This window comes from Comamonas sediminis (genome assembly GCF_041107495.1).
Classification (GTDB): domain Bacteria; phylum Pseudomonadota; class Gammaproteobacteria; order Burkholderiales; family Burkholderiaceae_C; genus Comamonas; species Comamonas sediminis.
Map to the genome: position 1 here is coordinate 152,942 of NZ_JBGBDC010000007.1, position 18,490 is coordinate 171,431.

Genomic DNA, 18,490 nt, shown 5'->3' on the forward strand with positions numbered 1-18,490 from the left:
CTGGTCTGGCCTGACCTTGGGCCGGCCCGATCCTTCTGGGCGCCCAGCCCTCTTGCAACGCAGGCCCCAGTCCGCGCGCTGGCCTGCCGTGCCCCACCGCATTCTCTGCCGCTCTAGCCATGTCCACTACCCCATCCAACGACTCCCCAGACCGCTCTGCCGTTGACGACGCCGTCGCCAGTGGCGGCTCCTATGAAGTGCTGGCCAAGCGGCTCGATGCCCAGGGCCAGGCGCTGGAGACGCTGGCGCGTGAACTCAATGAAGCACGGCTGGAGGAGTTTGGCCGCAGCCAGATGGAGGTCATCGCCCGCATGCGGGTACGCACCGAAAACAACTGCCTGGGCCGCGACATCGCCCAGGTCGGCGGTTATCTGCTGTTTGGCTACAACGTCTTCATGGGCCTCAAGCAGGAGACACGCATCGACGATGTGTTCGCGCTCTACCGCCTGCACGAGGGCGAGCAGGGCTACGAAGTCACACCGGTGGACACCAAGGACAGCTTTCTGGGCATCCAGAGCTTTGTCCAGGATTTCCAGGAGCTCTACGCCTACTACAAGCACACCAAGCTGATGCAGCTGGCGGTGCGCGATGGCAAGCTGCTGGCCAGCTTTCAGATCGGCGAGCGCCTGGGCGATGTGCGGGTGTTCCGCTGGTCGGTCTCGCCCGATGGCCAGCAGATCCGCTACATCGACAACCGGGGCGAGCGTGACATCGAGCTTCCGGCACCCCATGATTTCGAATGGCAGCGCGCCGGCCGCGAGCACCTGGTACAGGGCCGCCACCCGCACATCAACATCCTCGACAAGGTGTTTGTCGAGACGCTCGATGGCGACCTGACGATCAAGGTCGAGAACAACACCAACGACGGCCTGGGCATCTACCGCGAGCCGGTGCAGGAGAAGAACCAGTCGCTCGACGACGCCGTGTTTGAATACGCGGCCGTCGGCAGCCTGATCCTGCTCAAGATCCTGCCCTACCGCGAGGACCAGTGGCGCTACCTGGTCTACAACACCTTGTCGCGCCAGGTGCTGCGCATCGATGCGATTGGCGCAGCCTGCATCCAGTTGCCGCAGGACCACGGCATCATCTTCCCCGGCGGCTACTACCTGCAAAACGGCGAGCACCGCGCCTTCGAGCAGAACATGCAGGGCATGCGCTACCGCCGCAGCATCCGCTCGCCCAATGGCGAGGACGTGCTCTATGTGTTCTACGAGCCCGAGAGCGGGCGCATGGCACTGTTCAAGTACAACCTGATCGAGCGGGCGCTGCAGCCGCCGATCATCGGCCACGGCTATGCGCGCATGGACGATGGCCGCATCGTCATCTTTGCTGCCGAGAGCAATGAGGCTTCGCGCGTGCACCCGATGCAGCTGTGGCGCACGCCCTTCGCATCGGACGACTATGCCGCGCGCCAGCCGCAAAAGGACAGCGCGCTGGGCCGCATCGGCAATGCCGAGCTGGTCAGCGGCATCTCTGACCTGTACAGCGTGCGCAAGGAGATCGCCGCCACCGAGGTATCGCTGCCGCGCTACGAGCGCCTGATCGACGCCGCGCGCCGCCTGTTCGAGCGCTACCCCTGGCTCAGCGGCCCTGGCATGCAGGCGCTGCATGAGAACCTGCTGGGCATCGTCGCCACCGGCGATGCGGTGCTGGACGAGTACGAGAAAGTCGAGAGTATCCGCCAGGCCTCGGCCAAGGCGATGAGTGAGGTCAGCAGCCGCCATGTGCAGCTGCTCAAGCAGATACGCCTGTCCGATGGCGACAGCATCGACGACTATGTAGGCGCGCTGACCGATCTGGCCGCATTGCGCGGCCAGTTGCTGGCCACGCGCGAGCTGCGTTATGTCGATGCCGCAGCGATCGAGGCCATGGTGCAGACGGCTGACGAGGCCCAGGCCGAGGTCTCGCAGCGCACGGCGGGCTTCATTGCCACCGATGCTGCGATGCAGCCCTATGTGGAGCAGCTGCAGGCACTGGACCAGCAGGCCCAGGCGGCCACCACCGTGGTGCAGCTGGCCGAGCCGCTGGCGCAGATGGCCCAGATGTCGGCCGCGCTCGATCTGCTGTCCGAGCTGATGGGCAGCCTCAAGATCGACGATGCCACCCAGCGCACGGCGGTGGTGGACCGCATCTCGTCCATCTATGCCCGCCTCAACCAGGTGCGGGCCCGGACCGAGCAGCGCAAGTCCGGCCTGGGCAGTGCCGAGAACCTGGCGCAGTTTGCCGCGCAGCTGGCGCTGTTCTCGCAGAGCATTGTCAGCGGGCTGAACCTGGCCCAGACCCCCGAGAAATGCGATGAGCAGCTGGCGCGCTTGCTGGTGCAGCTCGAAGACATCGAGGGCCAGTTTGGCGAGCATGCGCAGTTTCTCTCGGACATCATCGCCAAGCGCGAAGAGGTGCTGGAGACCTTCGAGGCGCGCAAGCAGTCCCTGCAGGACGAGCGCCAGCGCCGCGCGCAGGGCGTGCTCGACGCCGCGCTGCGCATTGTGCAGGGCCTGCCCAAGCGCACCGAGAAGATCGCCAGCCCCGAAGCGCTGCACGCATTCTTCGCAGGCGACCCGCTCATCGCCAAGCTCAAGGAGCTGGCCCAGCGCCTGCGCGGAGAGCTGCAGGACCCCGTCAAGGCCGATGACATCGACAGCCGCATCAAGTCGCTGCGCGACCAGGCTTTCCGCGCGCTGCAGGACCGCAATGATCTGTACGAGGGCGATGGCAAGCTGATCCGCCTGGGCCGCCACCGCTTCTCGGTCGGCAACCAGGATCTGGACCTGACCTTGCTGCCCCGCGATGGCCAGCTCTACCTGCACCTGGTGGGCACCGAATACTTCGAGCCCGTGGACAACCCCGAGCTGGCGGGCCTGCAGGCCTACTGGGATGCCTCGTCGCCCGCCGAATCGGCCGAGATGTACCGGGGGGAGTACCTGGCGCTGGAGGTGGTGCAGGCCGTGCGTGCCGGCCGCGAGGGCTGGAGCGAGGACCGCCTGCGCCAGCTCTTGCCCGATACCGAGGCGCTGACCCAGACGATTCGGGAGTTTTCTGCGCCGCGCTACCGCGACGGCTATGAGCGCGGCATCCACGACCATGATGCGGCGCTGATCCTGCAGGCGCTGGTGCCGCTGGCCGATGGCGCCGGTGTGCTGCGCCATGCGCCGCAGGCACGCAGCCTGGCGCTGCTGTTCTGGAGCCAGCAAGCCCATATCCAGCAGCCGCAGCTGGCCAGCAGCATTGCGCGCTGGCCGGAGCGCGCGCAGCAGGCCCTGGCGATGCAGCAACTGCTGGGCAGCGAGGCCGAGCGCCTGGCGCTGCAGACCGACATCATGGCCCAGCTGCGCGCCTTTGCGCAGGACCAGGGGCTGCTCGATGCGCTGCTGCGCTCCGACCCGGCCAGCCCGTTGCTGGCAGCGGCTGCGCCCGATGAGGGCGAGTGGGACAGCGAGGCCGACAACCTGCTGCGTGCCGCCGCCGATTACCTGCAGGCCGAGCTGGCGCACAAGGCGCTGCGCCTCCATTTCTCGGGTGCCAGCCAGGCGGTGGTGGCTGCCTTGCAGCAGGCGCTCAAGGCCGGCCCCAAGGAAGGGCTGCACTGGGCCGATCTGCAGCGCTACTGGGCGGGCAGCGAGGCCGGCCAGGGCAGCCGTGAGCGCGGCGCCGCACCGCTGGCCCAGCGCTGGCGCAGCGCGCTGCACTGGCTGCAGACGGTGGCCGAGGCTGCGCCGCCGGCCGAGCGCGCCGCCTGGCTGCCGTACTGCAGCGAGGCCGCCGCCTGGCTGGTCTGCCAAAGCGAGCTGCCGCACCAGGTCAGCCATGCCGATCTGCGCTGCGAAGTGCCGGGCCTGCTGGGGCAGCACGGCCGGGTGGAGGGCGGCCGCATGCACATCCAGCTCGATGAGCTGACCACGCGCGCGGCGCGCCACTACCGCCGCTATGTGCCGCAGTGGGAGCGCTACCAGGCGCTGCGCCAGCAGCTGCTGGGCGACTACCGGGCGCGCTTCCGGCTGGAGGAGTTCAAGGCGCGGCCGCTGTCGTCCTTTGTGCGCAACCGGCTGATCAACGAGATCTACCTGCCGGTGATCGGCGACAACCTGGCCAAGCAGATCGGTGTGGTGGGCGAGAACAAGCGCACCGACCAGATGGGCCTGCTGATGATGATCTCGCCGCCCGGCTACGGCAAGACCACGTTGATGGAGTACGTGGCCAACCGCCTGGGGCTGATCTTCATGAAGATCAACGGCCCGGCGCTGGGCCATTCGGTGCGCTCGCTTGACCCGGCGCAGGCGCCCGACGCGACGGCGGCCAAGGAGCTGGAAAAGCTCAACCTGGCGCTGGAGATGGCCAACAACGTGATGCTGTACATCGACGACATCCAGCATACGCACCCCGAGTTTCTGCAGAAGTTCATCTCGCTGTCCGATGGCACGCGCCGCATCGAAGGCGTGTGGCGGGGCCAGACCAAGACCCATGACATGCGCGGCAAACGCTTTTGCGTGGTCATGTCCGGCAACCCCTATACCGAGTCGGGGGAGGTCTTCAAGATCCCGGACATGCTGGCCAACCGCGCCGATATCTACAACCTGGGTGATGTGCTGGGCGGCATGGACGAGGTCTTCAAGCTCAGCTATATCGAAAACAGCATGACCTCGAACGCGGTGCTGGCGCCGATGGCCACGCGCAGCCTGCAGGACCTGTACCTGCTGCTCGACCGGGTGCAGGGCAAGGAGGTCTCGGCCAATGCGCTGTCGCATGACTACGCTGCCGCCGAGCTGCGCGAGATGGAGGCCGTGCTCCAGCGCATGCTGCAGGTGCGCGAGCTGGTGTTCAAGGTGAACCAGCAGTACATCCACAGCGCTGCGCAGGACGACAACTACCGCACCGAGCCACCGTTCAAGCTGCAGGGCAGCTACCGCAACATGAACAAGCTGGCCGAGAAGATCACCCCGGTGATGAACGATGCCGAGATGGCGCAGATGCTGAGCGACCATTACCAGGGCGAGGCGCAGGTGCTGACCGGCGGCGCCGAGGAAAACCTGCTCAAGCTCGCCGAGCTGCGCGGCAGCGCCGATGCCCAGGGCCAGGCGCGCTGGGCCGAGATCAAGGCCCAGTTCCAGCGCCAGCAGGCCGCCGGCGGCGCCAACGCCGATGCCGCCACCCGGGTGACGACCCAGCTGGTCGACCTGGTGGCCGCCACCCGCGCGATGGCCGATGCCCAGCAGGCCCGGCACAGCGGCGCCAGCGCGGCGCAAGCGGAGCTGCAGCACATGCTGGCGCAGTGGGGCCAGGCGCAAACGGCGGTGCGCCAGTCGCTCGATGGCATCCGCCAGGCGGTGCTGGACAGTGCACCGCCGCAACAGCCGGCCCGCCAGGCCCACCCACAGCCGCTGGATCTGGCGGTGCAGCAGCTCGGCCAGCTGGTGCTGCAGTCCTTGCAGCCCGTCGTCGAGCATCTGGACCAGAGCCGGCGCCAGCAGCTGGGCCTGCACCGGGTGCTGCTGCAGGTCGCTGCGCGCCTGCAGGAGCAGATCGACCAGCAGCGCGCCGGCCGCCTGCCGGTGCAGCCCACCTTGCAGGCCGACGACATCGACAAGGCTTTTGACCGGATGCAGGACCCGCGCCCGCCGGCTTGAAAGCTTTGTTATCAGGTGCAAGCAGCGCCTTTGTCCTAGCCATGGGGCAGGGCGCATACCGATACACTGTGCCGATGCAAGCCTCCCCCCTTTCTTTCTCTGCCCGCCAGGGCCTGCCACGCTGGTGGTTGCCGGCCCTGTGGCTGGTGCTGTGCGCCTGCCTGCTGCCGTGGGCGCCGGGGGCGTCGGCGCAGTCACTGACGTCGCTGGCGGGCTTGGGGAGCAGCTCGTCCAGCAGCAGCGGCAGCGACGAGGAGCGCGCCATCCAGGCGCAGCGCGAGGCCACCACGACGGCCGAGCAGGAGGCCGATGCGCTTGCGCAATCGCTTGAGCGCCTGCGCAGCCGGGTCCAGACGCCGGCCGCAGCGCCCCCTGCGCCGCTGAGCGACCTGGAGCTGAGCCAGATTCAGGCCCGCTGGGAAGAGCGCGTGCCTGCCAATGCCAGCCAGGAAGTGCTGGAGAAGCTGCTGACCGACGAGCGCGAGGCGATCGCCGCGCTCAAGTCCGGCATCGAGAAATCGGCGGCCGAACAGGCAAACCTGGTGGCCCAGCCCGGCAATGGCCGCACGGACCTGGCCACGTTGCAGCAACGGGTGCAGGAAACGGCCACGCCGCTAGCGGCCGAGCCGGGCGAATCGAGCGCGCTGACCCAGGCGCGCCAGCTGCGCCGCAGTGCTGAGAACCGCCGCGCCAGGCAGGAGCTGGCGCTGCGCCAGGAAGAACAATCGACGATCGAGACACGCCAGCGCCAGCTCGATGTACAGCTGCAGACCCAGCGCCGCGAGTTGCTGGAGCGCACGCCGCGCGTGGCCTGGCTGAACCAGCGTATTGCCGAGCGCGCGCGCCAGCAGCTGGAGCAGCAGGTGCAGCAAACGCAGGCGGCCGAACACGATGCGGCCGAGGCGCCCGCTTCCGTGCGGGAACTGGCACGGCAAAACAGTGCGCTGGCCGAGCAAATCCTCGCGCACAACAACCGCCTGGTGCAGGAGCGCCAGGACCTGGCCAGCGATGAGTACCGCCAGAGCCAGCTGGCCTCTGCGCTGCGCGACACGCAGGCGCGCCTGCGCCTGGGCGGCAGTGCATCGGTAGGCCAGTGGCTGTGGAAGCAGCGCGTGGCGCTTCCGACGGCCAACACCATCCAGGCGCGGCGCAAGGCCACCTTGCGGCAGTTGGCCGAGCTGCGGCTGGCGCTGTTCAACGCCAGCGAGCGGCGCTTCAACCTCAATGGCACGGCCAACGTGGGCGGGGGCGGCGACACGGGAATGACCACGCGCAGCGGCACCCAAAGCACCGCGCTGTGGTCCAAGCAGGCGGCGCTGATCGACCAGCTCCAGCCGCTGCTGCTGCGGCGCATCGCCGTGCTGGAGCAGACCGATGCTGCGCTGCAGTCGACGCTCAAGAGCGGCAGCGCGCTGCGCCAGGTGATGGACAAGGAGTTGCTGTGGTTCCCCAGCCATCTGGCCATGGGCCGTGCCTGGCTGGACGAGTGGCGCTCGGTGCTGCGCAGCCCGGACGGCGCAGGCCTGGAGCAGGGCGCCAGCGCATCGCCGTGGAACACCGCCCGGGTGCTGGGGGACAGCATGCTGCGCAATCTCTGGACCTATGCCGGCATCTTCGCCGGCGTGCTGCTGCTGCTGGGACTGCGCCGCTATGCGTTGCAGAAGCTGCAGGCCATCGCGCTGCGGGTGGACAACTTCTCGCAGGACCACTTTGGCCTGACCTTGATGGCGCTGGGCTGGAGCCTGCTGTATGCGCTGCCCTGGAGTTTTGCGACCGCCGCGCTGGGCACCCTGTTGCAATCGGCGGCGGCGCCGGTGGCGCTGGAGCCGCTGGGCCAGGCGCTGGAGCAGCTGAGCGCCTTTGTGTTTGTCGTGACCTTGCTGAACGTGCTGTTCCGCCCCTGCGGCCTCGCGGTGGCGCACTTTGGCTGGCCGCGCGAGCGCGTGCAGGTGCTGCGCCAGATGGTGCTGCGCGCCACCTGGCTGATCGTGCCCATCGATCTGCTGGGCGGTCTGGCTTTTTTCAGCCACGACGATACGGCCATCAGCACCTGGGGCCGCATGTGCCTGCTGGTGCTGACCCTGGGCCTGGCCTGGATGGCCTTCCGTTACCTGCGCCAAAGCCTGCTCAAGCAGCGCCCGGGGCTGCGTTGGAGCCAGGTGGTGAGCGTGGCGGTGATGCTGGTGCTGGCCGTGACCCTGGCCGGCATCGGGCTGGGCTATGTCTACACCGCCACCGAAGTGATCCAGGCGCTGCTGAGCAGCTTTGTGTTCCTGGCGGCGGCGGAGGTGCTGGTCAGCCTGCTGCGGCGCTGGCTGCTGCTGGGCGAGCGCCGGCTGGCGCTCAACCGCCTGCGTGCGGCTGCGCTGCAGCGCCAGGCGGCCAATGCCGCAGCAGTGGCCGATGCCGCCACAGGCACCCCCGCCACCGCCAACAGCAATGCCACCGATGAGCAAAGCCAGATGGCGCTGGTGACGGTGAGCACGCAGGCGCACCGCCTGCTGGGCCTGCTCCAGCGGGTGCTGGTGGCGCTGAGCCTGGTCTATGCCTGGTCGCCGGTGCTGCCGGCGCTGCTGCGCTTTGAGGGTGTGGTGCTCTGGTACACCACCAATACCGAGGCCAGCGGCATCGCCCGCCCCGCACCGGTGAGCCTGATGGATCTGCTGATCGGCGCGCTGATCCTGCTGATGACCTTCAGCCTGACGCGCAATCTTCCGGGCCTGGTCGAGGTGGTGTTCTCCAGCACGCGCCGGGTCAGCAGCTCGGACCGCTACACGATGGCGACCCTTGCGCGCTACGGCATCACCATTGCCGGCACCGTGAGTGCGCTGTCCCTGCTGGGGCTGCGCTGGAGCCAGCTGCAGTGGATGGCTGCCGCACTGACCGTGGGTCTGGGTTTTGGTCTGCAGGAGATCTTTGCGAACTTCGTCTCGGGGCTGATCCTGCTGGTCGAGCGGCCCTTCCGGGTCGGCGATGTGATCACCATCAACCAGCACACCGGCACCGTCACGCGCATCCGCACCCGTGCGACCACGGTGCTCGATTTCGACAACCAGGAAATCGTCATCCCGAACAAGACCTTCATCACCGGCCAGGTGACCAACTGGACCTTGAGCGACGATGTGACCCGTCTGATCATCGATGTGTCCGTGGCCCATGGCAGCGACCCGGCCGAAGTGCAGCGCATGCTGCTGGCGATTGCGGCCGAGCATCCCAAGGTGCTGCGCGAGCCCGAGGCCAACTGCTGGTTCATGGCGCTCGAAGGCCAGGGCCAGAAGTTCGAGCTGCGCGTCTACGTGGGCGCGGTGGACGACCGCCTGCCGGTGCGCAACGACCTCAACCGCAGCATCAATGCCCGCCTGAAGGCGGCCGGCATTGCAGTGGCCTTCCCGCAGATGGACATCCATGTGCGCGATCTGCCGCCCGCCCCGGCTGCACCGCAGCAGGCCCCGGGCACTTAAGGGGTTGGCGAAGCGGCGGCCTGCACCAGCGCCACAAAGCGCTTGGCGGCCAGGCCCATCGGGTGCTCCTTGGACCAGACCACGTCCACATAGAGCTGTGCGCCATTGCTGAGGTTGGCAAACTCCATCGCCACCAGTGCGCCCGACTGCAGCAGCGGCGCCACCAGCGGCTGGGGCAGCCAGCCCCAGCCAATGCCGGCGCTGACCATCTGCAACGCGGCCACATGGTTGTCGGTGCGCCAGACATCGCGGGCATAGACCAGGCGCTCAGGGTCCAGCGTCCAGTCGCGGCTGGCAACGATGATCTGCCGGGTATTGGACAGGTGGTGCTCGCGCAGCTGGGGCCGGGCCGGCTCATCCGGTAGCGGCCCCTGGTGCAGCGACTGCATCAGCGGGTGGCTGGGTGCGATGACAGCCAGCAAGGTCTCGGTCGCCACTTCCTGAAAGCCTTCGCGGCCATCGAGGCTGGGCCGCTCAAACACCAGCGCCAGCTGTGCACGGCCGCTGTGCAGCATGGTCAGCGCATCGGCCTGGGGGGCGGTGAGCACTTCGATGGCCAGCTGCGGGTATTCCTGCGCGAGCGCGGCCAGCGGCGCGGCCCAGGGGGCGGACAGCAACTCCGGCGCGATCGCCAAGGTCAGCCGTGATTCCAGCCCTTGCTCCAGCGCCAGCGCATGGGCATTGAGCTGCTGCAGCTGCGCGGCCAACAGGCGCGCCTGCGGCTCCAGGGCCAGCGCGGCGGGCAGCGGCCGGGGCTCGCGGCCGTCGCGGGCAAACAGCGGCATCTGCAGCTCGGCCTCGAGCTGGGCGATCTGCATGCTGACGGCCGAGGGCACCTTGCCCAGCGCCCGGGCAGCGGCCGAAAAGCTGCCATGGTCGAGCACGGCCAGCAAGGTCTGGATGGTGTCGGAGTCGAACGGGGCAAAAGCGCTGCGCATTGATGTATCAGTTTTTCTGAAAGATTCTGACTTATGTTATCAGTTCATGACACATAAGATAGCGCCCCATGTCAGTTCAAAAAATACAAAACAGCCCCTGGTCCCTGCAGGGGCCGATGCGGCGCGTGGTCTATGTGGCCTTGTACGAAGCGATTGCGATTGTGGCCGCCACGGCAGGCCTGTCGGCCTTGTCGGGCCAGGGCGCAGCGCACTCCGGCGTGGTGGCCGCTGCATCGTCGGCCATCGCGATTGTGTGGAATGTGGTCTGGAACCATCTGTTCGAGCGCTGGGAAGCCACCCAGCCCACCCGCGGGCGCGGCCTGGGCCGCCGCATTGCGCATGCGCTGGGCATGGAAGGGGGCCTCGTCTTCATGCTCGTGCCGCTGTTTGCCTGGTGGTTCGACGTCAGCCTCTGGGAAGCCCTGGTGATGGACATCGGCCTGCTGCTGTTCTTCCTGGTCTACACCTTTGTGTTCAACTGGTCATTCGACCGTCTGTTCGGCCTGCCGCAATCGGCGCAGTGACCTTCCCGGTCTGAAAACGCAGCGGGGCGTCGTGGTTACACGACGCCCCGCTTGTCTATGGCCCCGGCCTCAGCGTATCCAGGCAATCATCAGCTGCAGCACAAAGGCGTTGATGATGTCGATAAAGAACGCGCCCACCAGCGGCACGATCAGAAAGGCCTTGTGCGACGGGCCGTACTGGCTGGTGATGGCCTGCATGTTGGCGACGGCGGTGGGCGTGGCGCCCATGCCAAAGCCGCAGTGGCCGGCGGCCAGCACGGCCGCATCGTAGTTGCGGCCCATCGTGCGGAAGGTGACGAAGACGGCAAACAGCGCCAGTGCCACGGTCTGCACGGCCAGAATGAGCATCAGCGGCCCGGCCAGATCGGCCAGCTCCCACAGCTTGAGCGACAGCAGCGCAATGGCCAGGTAGATCGACAGGCCGGCGTTGCCGAACACATCAATGGCACGGTCAAACACCTTGAAGCCAAAACCATAGTCGAGCACATTGCGGATCACCACGCCGCCGCCCAGCGCCCAGACAAAGGTGGGCAGCTGCAGCTTGGTGCCCTGGGTGGCGCTGGTCATGAACTCGGCAAAGGCCAGGCAACCGGCAAACAGTGCCAGGGTCTCGATGGCCGCCTCGGCCGTGATCAGGCGCGGGGCGGTATTGGGCGTTTCAAAGTTGGCAGGCTCCGTGCCTTCGCTGGCGCTGCCGTGCGCGCCGGTCTGCGCGTCTGCCAGGCTGCGTGGCTGGGCCAACTGGTGGCGGGTGATCAGGCGCTTGGCCAACGGGCCGCCGAGCAGGCCGCCAATGACCAGGCCAAAGGTGGCGCAGGCAATGCCCAAGGCGGTGGCACCGCTCAGGCCGTATTGGTTCTCCAGCACCGAACCCCAGGCGCCCGCAGTGCCGTGGCCGCCCAGCAGGGTGATCGAGCCTGCGACCAGGCCAATCAGCGGGTCCAGCCCCAGCAACGTGGCCAGGCCGACGCCCACGCCGTTTTGCACAAAGATAAAGGCAACGATCACGCCCAGAAACACCACCAGGCCCATGCCGCCCTCACGGAGTTTGGCAAAGTTGGCGCTCAGCCCGATCGACGAGAAGAACACCAGCATGAAGGTGGTCTGCATGCCGCTGGCAAAGGCCAGCGTCAGACCGGTGGCCTGGTGCAGCGCGAAGATGATGGCCGCGACCACCAGGCCGCCAGAGACTGGCTCGGGGATGTTGAAGTCACGCAGAAAGCGGATGTGCCGCGTCAGCAGCTTGCCTAGCAAGAGCACGAGGACGGCAAAGATCAGCGTGTAGTAAGCACCGAAACTCAGATGCAAGGGAATTCTCCTCAAATCGCAGGCCTTGACCTGGTTAAACACAGAAAGCCGGCGTTGCGTAGACGTTCACGCAGGTTGCCAGCAAAGTGCTGCAATATGGGTGAAAGCTGATGCATCGTTTAATTTAATAAGGCTATAACCAACGTTCGTGAGTGGTGTTTATGGCTATGGACAAGTCCCCCCGCCTGTGCTTACGCGCTTGGCCTGGCTTAAAATGTAGGGCCTTGTTCCAAGGAGCGCTGCAGCCGGCCGGTGTAACCACCACAGGCCTGTCAGGCTTGGGGCAGGTCGACGGGCTGATTTCGCATCGCCCGCATCAACGGCGCTCACCTGTTCTGTCTCTGTTTTCTGGTTTTTACAGGTGAGCCCCATGTCTGCGTCTGCTGCCCCCGTTTCCGTTCCTCCCATGCGCCTGTCGGGCCTGGAGCCCGTGTTTGTTGGCGAGGACAGCCTGTTTGTCAACGTGGGTGAACGCACTAACGTGACGGGCTCCAAGGCCTTTGCGCGCCTGATCCTGAACGAGCAGTACGAAGAAGCGCTGGCCGTTGCGCGCCAGCAGGTGGAAAACGGCGCCCAGGTGATCGACGTGAACATGGACGAGGCCATGCTCGACAGCAAGGCGGCGATGGTGCGTTTTCTGAACCTGATCGCCTCCGAGCCCGATATCGCCCGCGTGCCCATCATGGTCGACAGCTCCAAATGGGAGGTGATCGAGGCGGGCCTGCGCTGCATCCAGGGCAAGGGCATCGTCAACTCCATCTCGATGAAGGAGGGGGTGGACGAGTTCAAGAAGCATGCGCGCCTGGTCAAGCGCTATGGCGCGGCGGCCGTGGTCATGGCCTTTGACGAAAAAGGCCAGGCCGACACCTACGAGCGCAAGATCGAGATCTGCGAGCGCGCCTACCGCATCCTGGTCGATGAGGTGGGTTTCCCGCCCGAGGACATCATCTTCGACCCCAACATCTTCGCCGTGGCCACCGGCATCGAAGAGCACAACAACTATGGCGTGGACTTCATCGAGGCGACGCGCTGGATCAAGCAGAACCTGCCCGGCGCCAAGGTGAGCGGCGGCGTGTCCAACGTGTCGTTCTCGTTCCGTGGCAACGACCCGGTGCGTGAGGCGATCCACACCGTGTTCCTCTACCACGCGATCCAGGCGGGCATGGACATGGGCATTGTCAACGCCGGCATGGTCGGCGTTTATGACGACCTGGAGCCGGTGCTGCGCGAACGCGTCGAGGACGTGGTGCTGAACCGCCGCCCCGACGCCGGCGAGCGCCTGGTGGAAGTGGCTGACAGCGCCAAGAGCGGCGCCAAGGACGACAGCAAGAAGCTGGAGTGGCGCGGCACGCCCGAGAGCCCGAAGACCGTGAACGAGCGCCTGTCGCATGCGCTGGTGCATGGCATCACCGACTTCATCACCGAAGACACCGAAGAGGCCTACCAGCAGATCGTCGTGCAAGGCGGTGGCCGCCCGCTGCATGTGATCGAAGGGCCGCTGATGGACGGCATGAACATCGTCGGCGACCTGTTTGGCGCCGGCAAGATGTTCCTGCCCCAGGTGGTCAAGTCGGCCCGCGTGATGAAGCAGGCCGTCGCCCACCTGGTGCCCTACATCGAGGAGGAAAAGCGCCAGCAGGAAGCGGCCGGCATGGATGTCTCGAGCAAGGGCAAGATCGTCATCGCCACCGTCAAGGGCGATGTGCATGACATCGGCAAGAACATCGTCACCGTGGTGCTGCAGTGCAATAACTTCGAGGTCATCAACATGGGCGTGATGGTGCCCTGCCACGAGATCCTGGCCCGGGCCAAGGCTGAGGGCGCCGACATCATCGGCCTGTCGGGTCTGATCACACCCAGCCTGGAAGAGATGCAGTACGTGGCCGGCGAGATGCACAAGGACGACTATTTCCGCGTCAAAAAGATCCCGCTGCTGATTGGCGGCGCTACCTGCTCGCGCGTGCATACCGCTGTGAAGATCGCCCCCAAGTACGAAGGCCCGGTGCTCTATGTGCCCGATGCCTCGCGCAGTGTGAGCGTGGCCCAGAGCCTGCTCGGCGAGAACAAGGACCGCTACCTGCAGGAGGTCGAGGCCGACTACGACAAGGTGCGCACCCAGCACGCCAACAAGAAGAAGACACCGCTGTGGACCCTGGCACAGGCCCGCGCCAATGCCACCCCGGTGGACTTTGCCGCGTACCCGCCCGTCACGCCCCGCGTTTTGGGCCGCCGCGTGTTCAAGAACTTCGACCTGGCCGAGATCGCCCAGTACATCGACTGGGGCCCGTTCTTCCAGACCTGGGACCTGGCCGGCCCGTACCCCGCCATCCTTGATGACGAGGTGGTGGGTGTGGAGGCCCGCAAGGTGCTGGCCGATGCCCAGGCCATGCTCAAGAAGATCATCGAAGGCCGCTGGCTGCAGGCCAATGGCGTGATGGGCCTGTTCCCTGCCAACCGGGTGGGTGACGACATCGTGTTCTATACCGACGAGTCGCGCAGCACCGAGCTGCTGACCTGGTACGGCTTGCGCCAGCAAACCGAAAAGCAGGCGGTGGATGGCGTGTTGCGCCCCAGCCGCTGCCTGTCCGACTTTGTGGCCAGCAAGGAATCGGGCATTGGCGATTACGCCGGCCTGTTTGCGGTCACCGCCGGCATCGGTGCCGAGAAGAAGGACCAGGAATTTGAAGCCGCGCTGGACGACTACAGCGGCATCATGTTCAAGGCCCTGGCCGACCGCCTGGCCGAAGCCTTTGCCGAATGCCTGCACCTGCGCGTGCGCAAGGACCTGTGGGGCTATGCCGCCGGCGAGCAGCTGAGCAACGAGGAGCTGATCAAGGAAAAATACCAGGGCGTGCGCCCCGCCCCCGGCTACCCCGCCTGCCCTGACCACACCGCCAAGACCGACCTGTTCAAGGCGCTGGACGCCGCCGATATCGGCATGCACCTGACCGAGAGCCTGGCCATGTTCCCCGCCTCCAGCGTCAGCGGCTTCTACCTGGGCTACCCCGAAGCGGTGTACTTCAACGTCGGCGAAATCGGTGAAGACCAACTGGCGGACATGGCAGAGCGCCGGGGCATGGACATCGAAGTGCTGCGCCGGGCGCTGGCGCCGAATCTGGCATAAATACAAGCCATAGACTGTAAAACGGAAATACAAACCAAGACTTGTATTTTGAAAATACAGCCTATATTTTGTAAATCTAAAATACAGCGTATAGTGTGTTTTTCTGCTGATTGCAGTGGAGCGCACCATGGAAGAATTCACCGTACGCACGACGGCACAGCTGCCGACGCTGCTCAAAGCCTTTCGCAAGACGGCCAAGCTGACCCAGGCGGATGTGGCCATGCGTCTGGGGGTCACCCAGCAGACGGTCTCGGCCATGGAGCGCAATGCCGAGTCGGTCAGCGCTGAGCGCTTGATGAAGCTGATGGGCATCCTGGGCGTGGATCTGGTATTGCGCGCCCGCCCGGCCGCGTCTCCGTCTCCGGACACTGGCCGTGAACTGCTGACACTCGATAGCTGGTAAGCCATGCGCAGCATTGGCCATAACAAAGCCCTGGGCCTCTGGATGAACGGCCACCGTGTCGGGACATGGCGCATCGAGGCGGGCAGCGATGTTCTGCAGTACGACGACGCCTGGGTGCGTGATGTGGCTTTGCGCCGGCCCTTGTCCTTGTCACTGCCCTTCACACCGGGAAATGGTCCGCACAAAGGCGAGGCGGTGCGCTTCTATTTCCAGAATCTGCTGCCGGACAATGAGCAGATTTTGGAGCGCATCGCGCGCCGCTACAAAGTGGGTGCTACAGACCCCAATGCGCTGTTGCGGGAAATTGGCAGAGACTGCGTTGGCGCATTGCAGATCCTGCCCGCTGGTGAGGCGCCCCCCAAAGAGCCGGAAATGCAGTACGAGGTGCTGAGCGAGGCGGACGTGGCACGCCTGGTTCGCGCGGTAGTGAGCCCGACGCAGTCCGGCGATGGGGGTCTGGACGACGACGATTTCCGGATCTCGATTGCCGGGGCACAGGAGAAAACCGCGCTGCTTTACTGGGCCGGCCAATGGTGCAGGCCCCTGGGTGCAACACCCACTTCACACATCCTGAAATTGCCGCTGGGTCTGATTGGCAATATGCAGATCGACATGCGCCACTCGGTGGAGAACGAATGGCTGTGTTCGAAGCTGGTGGCCGCCTTTGGGATTCCGATTGCGCCCTGCGACATGCTGCGCTTTGAAGACCAGAAGGTGTTGGCCGTTGAACGCTTTGACCGGAGCGTATGGCAGGAGAAAGTCCTGGTGCGGATTCCGCAGGAGGACATGTGCCAGGCCAGCGGTGTCTCTCCCATTCTCAAATACGAGAGTGATGGCGGGCCCGGCGTCGACACCATCATGAATTTGCTGATGAGATCCAGAAATCCAGCGACAGACCGGTTCCAGTTCTTCATGGCACAGCTGTTGTTTTGGATGCTGTGCGCCACTGACGGCCATGCCAAGAACTTCAGCATCTTTTTGCGCCCCCAGGGCCTGTTCGAGATGACGCCGCTGTATGACGTGATCTCGGCGTACCCGATTTTGGGAGCCGGGCCTGGCAAGTTGTCGCCCCACAAGGCGCGCATGGCCATGGCCGTGCGTTCCAAAAATGCGCACTGGCACATGAACAAGATCATGCGCCGCCACTGGGAGGCTGTTGGCGAGCGCTATGGCATCCGCTCGCCCCAAGGCTTGGATGTGCGAACAATCATCGACCAGGTGGTAGAGATGACTCCGGACGTGATTGCACGCGTCGAAAAACAGCTGCCCCCTGACTTTCCGGAGAGCGTGTCAACGGCCATATTCCATGGCCTGCAAGACGCTGCGAACCGCCTGGGCAAAGTGCATGACTGAGCTGCCGTGTTGAGCCACGGCAGCGCTCGCCCCATCGTTGCATAGCTCAACCCGCCAAAACAGCCTCCAGCTTCGCACGCAGCGAAGTAGCGCGCTCCGGCACCCGGGGCAGCGCTGCCTGGGCGATGGACTGTGCCAGTGCAGCCTCACCCAGCAGCGCAGCGACCCGGGCCCAGGTGAGCAGGTGGGCGGGGTGCCGCTCCAGGTCCTGCGCGGCCTGCCGGGCGGCGGCCAGAAACGATGCGGGATAGTCGCTGAAAGGCGCAAAAAAGGCTTGGGACTGCCGCTGCCATTCCGACACCAGAAAGGCTACTGATTCGGCCGCCTCGTGTGCGCTGGCGCCGTAGGCCAACTCGGCGTCTGTGGCGTTGCGAAAGCCGGCGATGACCGAGCCGCGCCAGGCGCAGTCATGGTCGCGCATGGTTTGCGGCGCGGGCAGGGTGCCGCCGGCCACATCGCCCAGCGCCAACAGATGGGCCCCCAGGTTGACCTGGAACACTGCGCTGCGCGGGCGGTGCTGGATCTCGACGATGTGCACCACACTGCCGTCCAGCACACGCCGGGCGATATCGCCTTGGCGCACAAAGCCGGTGGCCTGCAGCAGCGGAAAGAACTGCGCACGCAGTTCGCTGGTAATCGTTTTACGGTCCATGGCAGTGGCTGGTGTGTGTTCGGGTGGATGGCGCAGACCTGGGGTCCGCAGCGCTTCCCAGCTTATAAACGGTTCTGGATGGCTTGCTTTGTCGTCGATCGCTACATGCGGAATCTACATATCGATTGAATGAAATCGTCGTTGCCTGACGACGCTATGCATTTCTACACTGGGTCCTCAGTCAAGGTTTCGCTGGCAAGGGCATGGTGCCCTGGCGAGGCGATCTCAGAAAGCATAGCTATGAAAAACAAGGCATGGGCGATGGTGGCGACCGCTGCGGTCGCAGCACTGGCATCGGGGGCGGTGTGGGCGGATCGCCTGCAGGATATCAAGCAGGCAGGGGTGCTGCGCGTGGCAGCCTTCGATGCCAATCCACCGTTTGGTTTTGTCGATCCCAAGACCCGCAAGATCGTGGGCCTGGATGTGGACTATGCGCAGGCCTTTGCGCAGCGCCTGGGGGTCAAGCTGCAGCTGGTGCCGACCAACCCGGCCAACCGCGTGCCGCTGCTGCTGTCGAACAAGGTCGATCTGGTGCTGGCCAATTTCACGATCACCGACGAGCGTGCCAAGCAGGTGGGCTTCAGCGTTCCCTACTTTGCCTCGGGCACCCAGTTCATCGCCGCCAAAGGCACGCTGACCTCGCCCGATCAGCTGAACCAGCTGCGCATTGGCGTGGACAAGGGCACCACCAACGAGATCGTGCTGCGCGAGAAGCACCCGCAGGCCACCTTGGTGGCCTACGACGACACGCCGTTTGCGTTCACCGCGCTGCGCAATGGCAATGTGCAGGCCATCTCGCAAGACGGCCCCAAGCTGGTCGGCCTGCTGGCCACCATCAAGGACAAGAAGGAGCGCGACAAGTGGGAGGTGCCGGCATTCACGATCTCCAGCGACTACATTGGCGTGGGCATTCCGAAGGGGGAAGCGGCATTGACCGATTTCGTCAACACCGCGTTGAAGGAGCTGGAGGCCAGCGGCCAGGCCGGCAAGATCTACGACACCTGGTTCGGGCCGCAAAGCGCGACGCCGCTGGTGCGCAACTTCAAGATCGGCGACAAGCAATAAGCACCTAGCTGCTGCGCAGCCCCGCGTCCGACAAGACGCGG

10 protein-coding genes and 1 riboswitch are annotated in these 18,490 nt (G+C 65.5%); of the genes, 7 read left to right on the forward strand and 3 right to left on the reverse strand.

Annotation, left to right across the window (positions count from 1 at the left end; genetic code table 11):
• Positions 1-119 precede the first annotated feature (119 nt).
• Both AB7A72_RS16730 and AB7A72_RS16735 read left to right on the forward strand, forming a co-directional pair.
• A complete protein-coding gene (locus tag AB7A72_RS16730) occupies positions 120-5,621 on the forward strand; it encodes a DNA repair ATPase (RefSeq protein WP_369460627.1) in 5,502 nt (1,833 codons plus the stop codon).
• A gap of 74 nt (positions 5,622-5,695) precedes the next feature.
• Positions 5,696-9,082: a mechanosensitive ion channel domain-containing protein gene (locus AB7A72_RS16735; protein WP_369460628.1), complete on the forward strand. Its 3,387-nt coding sequence runs from the start codon at positions 5,696-5,698 to the stop codon at positions 9,080-9,082.
• Here the strand turns inward: AB7A72_RS16735 and AB7A72_RS16740 are convergent.
• Complete coding sequence (locus AB7A72_RS16740) at positions 9,079-10,020, reverse strand: LysR family transcriptional regulator (RefSeq protein ID WP_369460629.1); 942 nt, start codon at positions 10,018-10,020, stop codon at positions 9,079-9,081. The genes AB7A72_RS16735 and AB7A72_RS16740 overlap by 4 nt on opposite strands.
• A gap of 68 nt (positions 10,021-10,088) precedes the next feature.
• Between AB7A72_RS16740 and AB7A72_RS16745 the strand changes: the two genes are divergently transcribed.
• On the forward strand, positions 10,089-10,544 hold the full coding sequence (locus tag AB7A72_RS16745; protein ID WP_239810141.1) for a PACE efflux transporter: 456 nt from the start codon (positions 10,089-10,091) through the stop codon (positions 10,542-10,544).
• Positions 10,545-10,613: 69 nt separating this feature from the next.
• Here the strand turns inward: AB7A72_RS16745 and gltS are convergent, their stop codons facing one another.
• Entirely contained in the window at positions 10,614-11,852 is a 1,239-nt protein-coding gene (gltS, locus tag AB7A72_RS16750) for a sodium/glutamate symporter (RefSeq protein WP_312836113.1), read from the reverse strand.
• A gap of 225 nt (positions 11,853-12,077) precedes the next feature.
• A riboswitch (S-adenosyl-L-homocysteine riboswitch) is annotated at positions 12,078-12,187 on the forward strand.
• 35 nt (positions 12,188-12,222) lie between these two features.
• Between gltS and metH the strand changes: the two genes are divergently transcribed.
• The 3 genes from metH to AB7A72_RS16765 all read left to right on the forward strand — a co-directional run bounded on the left by metH (position 12,223) and on the right by AB7A72_RS16765 (position 16,732).
• The gene (metH, locus tag AB7A72_RS16755; protein ID WP_369460630.1) at positions 12,223-14,976 is read left to right on the forward strand and encodes a methionine synthase; all 2,754 of its coding nucleotides are present in this window, start codon (positions 12,223-12,225) and stop codon (positions 14,974-14,976) included.
• A 127-nt stretch (positions 14,977-15,103) separates the two neighbouring features.
• Positions 15,104-15,379, forward strand: a complete 276-nt coding sequence (locus AB7A72_RS16760) for a helix-turn-helix domain-containing protein (RefSeq protein ID WP_369460631.1) — start codon at positions 15,104-15,106, stop codon at positions 15,377-15,379.
• A 3-nt stretch (positions 15,380-15,382) separates the two neighbouring features.
• The gene (locus AB7A72_RS16765) at positions 15,383-16,732 is read left to right on the forward strand and encodes a type II toxin-antitoxin system HipA family toxin (RefSeq protein ID WP_369460632.1); all 1,350 of its coding nucleotides are present in this window, start codon (positions 15,383-15,385) and stop codon (positions 16,730-16,732) included.
• A 46-nt stretch (positions 16,733-16,778) separates the two neighbouring features.
• On the opposite strand, the gene AB7A72_RS16770 is transcribed toward AB7A72_RS16765, so the two are convergent.
• Complete coding sequence (locus AB7A72_RS16770) at positions 16,779-17,384, reverse strand: DUF4304 domain-containing protein (RefSeq protein ID WP_369460633.1); 606 nt, start codon at positions 17,382-17,384, stop codon at positions 16,779-16,781.
• A gap of 240 nt (positions 17,385-17,624) precedes the next feature.
• Between AB7A72_RS16770 and AB7A72_RS16775 the strand changes: the two genes are divergently transcribed.
• On the forward strand, positions 17,625-18,449 hold the full coding sequence (locus AB7A72_RS16775) for an ABC transporter substrate-binding protein (RefSeq protein WP_373449337.1): 825 nt from the start codon (positions 17,625-17,627) through the stop codon (positions 18,447-18,449).
• Positions 18,450-18,490: the final 41 nt, after the last annotated feature.

Coding starts and splice junctions, on each gene's coding strand:
- AB7A72_RS16765 (WP_369460632.1), top strand. CDS start 15,383: ATGCGCAGCATTGGCCATAACAAAGCCCTGGGCCTCTGGATGAACGGC.
- AB7A72_RS16735 (WP_369460628.1), top strand. CDS start 5,696: ATGCAAGCCTCCCCCCTTTCTTTCTCTGCCCGCCAGGGCCTGCCACGC.
- AB7A72_RS16775 (WP_373449337.1), top strand. CDS start 17,625: ATGAAAAACAAGGCATGGGCGATGGTGGCGACCGCTGCGGTCGCAGCA.
- AB7A72_RS16770 (WP_369460633.1), bottom strand. CDS start 17,384: ATGGACCGTAAAACGATTACCAGCGAACTGCGTGCGCAGTTCTTTCCG.
- AB7A72_RS16740 (WP_369460629.1), bottom strand. CDS start 10,020: ATGCGCAGCGCTTTTGCCCCGTTCGACTCCGACACCATCCAGACCTTG.
- metH (WP_369460630.1), top strand. CDS start 12,223: ATGTCTGCGTCTGCTGCCCCCGTTTCCGTTCCTCCCATGCGCCTGTCG.
- AB7A72_RS16760 (WP_369460631.1), top strand. CDS start 15,104: ATGGAAGAATTCACCGTACGCACGACGGCACAGCTGCCGACGCTGCTC.
- AB7A72_RS16730 (WP_369460627.1), top strand. CDS start 120: ATGTCCACTACCCCATCCAACGACTCCCCAGACCGCTCTGCCGTTGAC.
- AB7A72_RS16745 (WP_239810141.1), top strand. CDS start 10,089: ATGTCAGTTCAAAAAATACAAAACAGCCCCTGGTCCCTGCAGGGGCCG.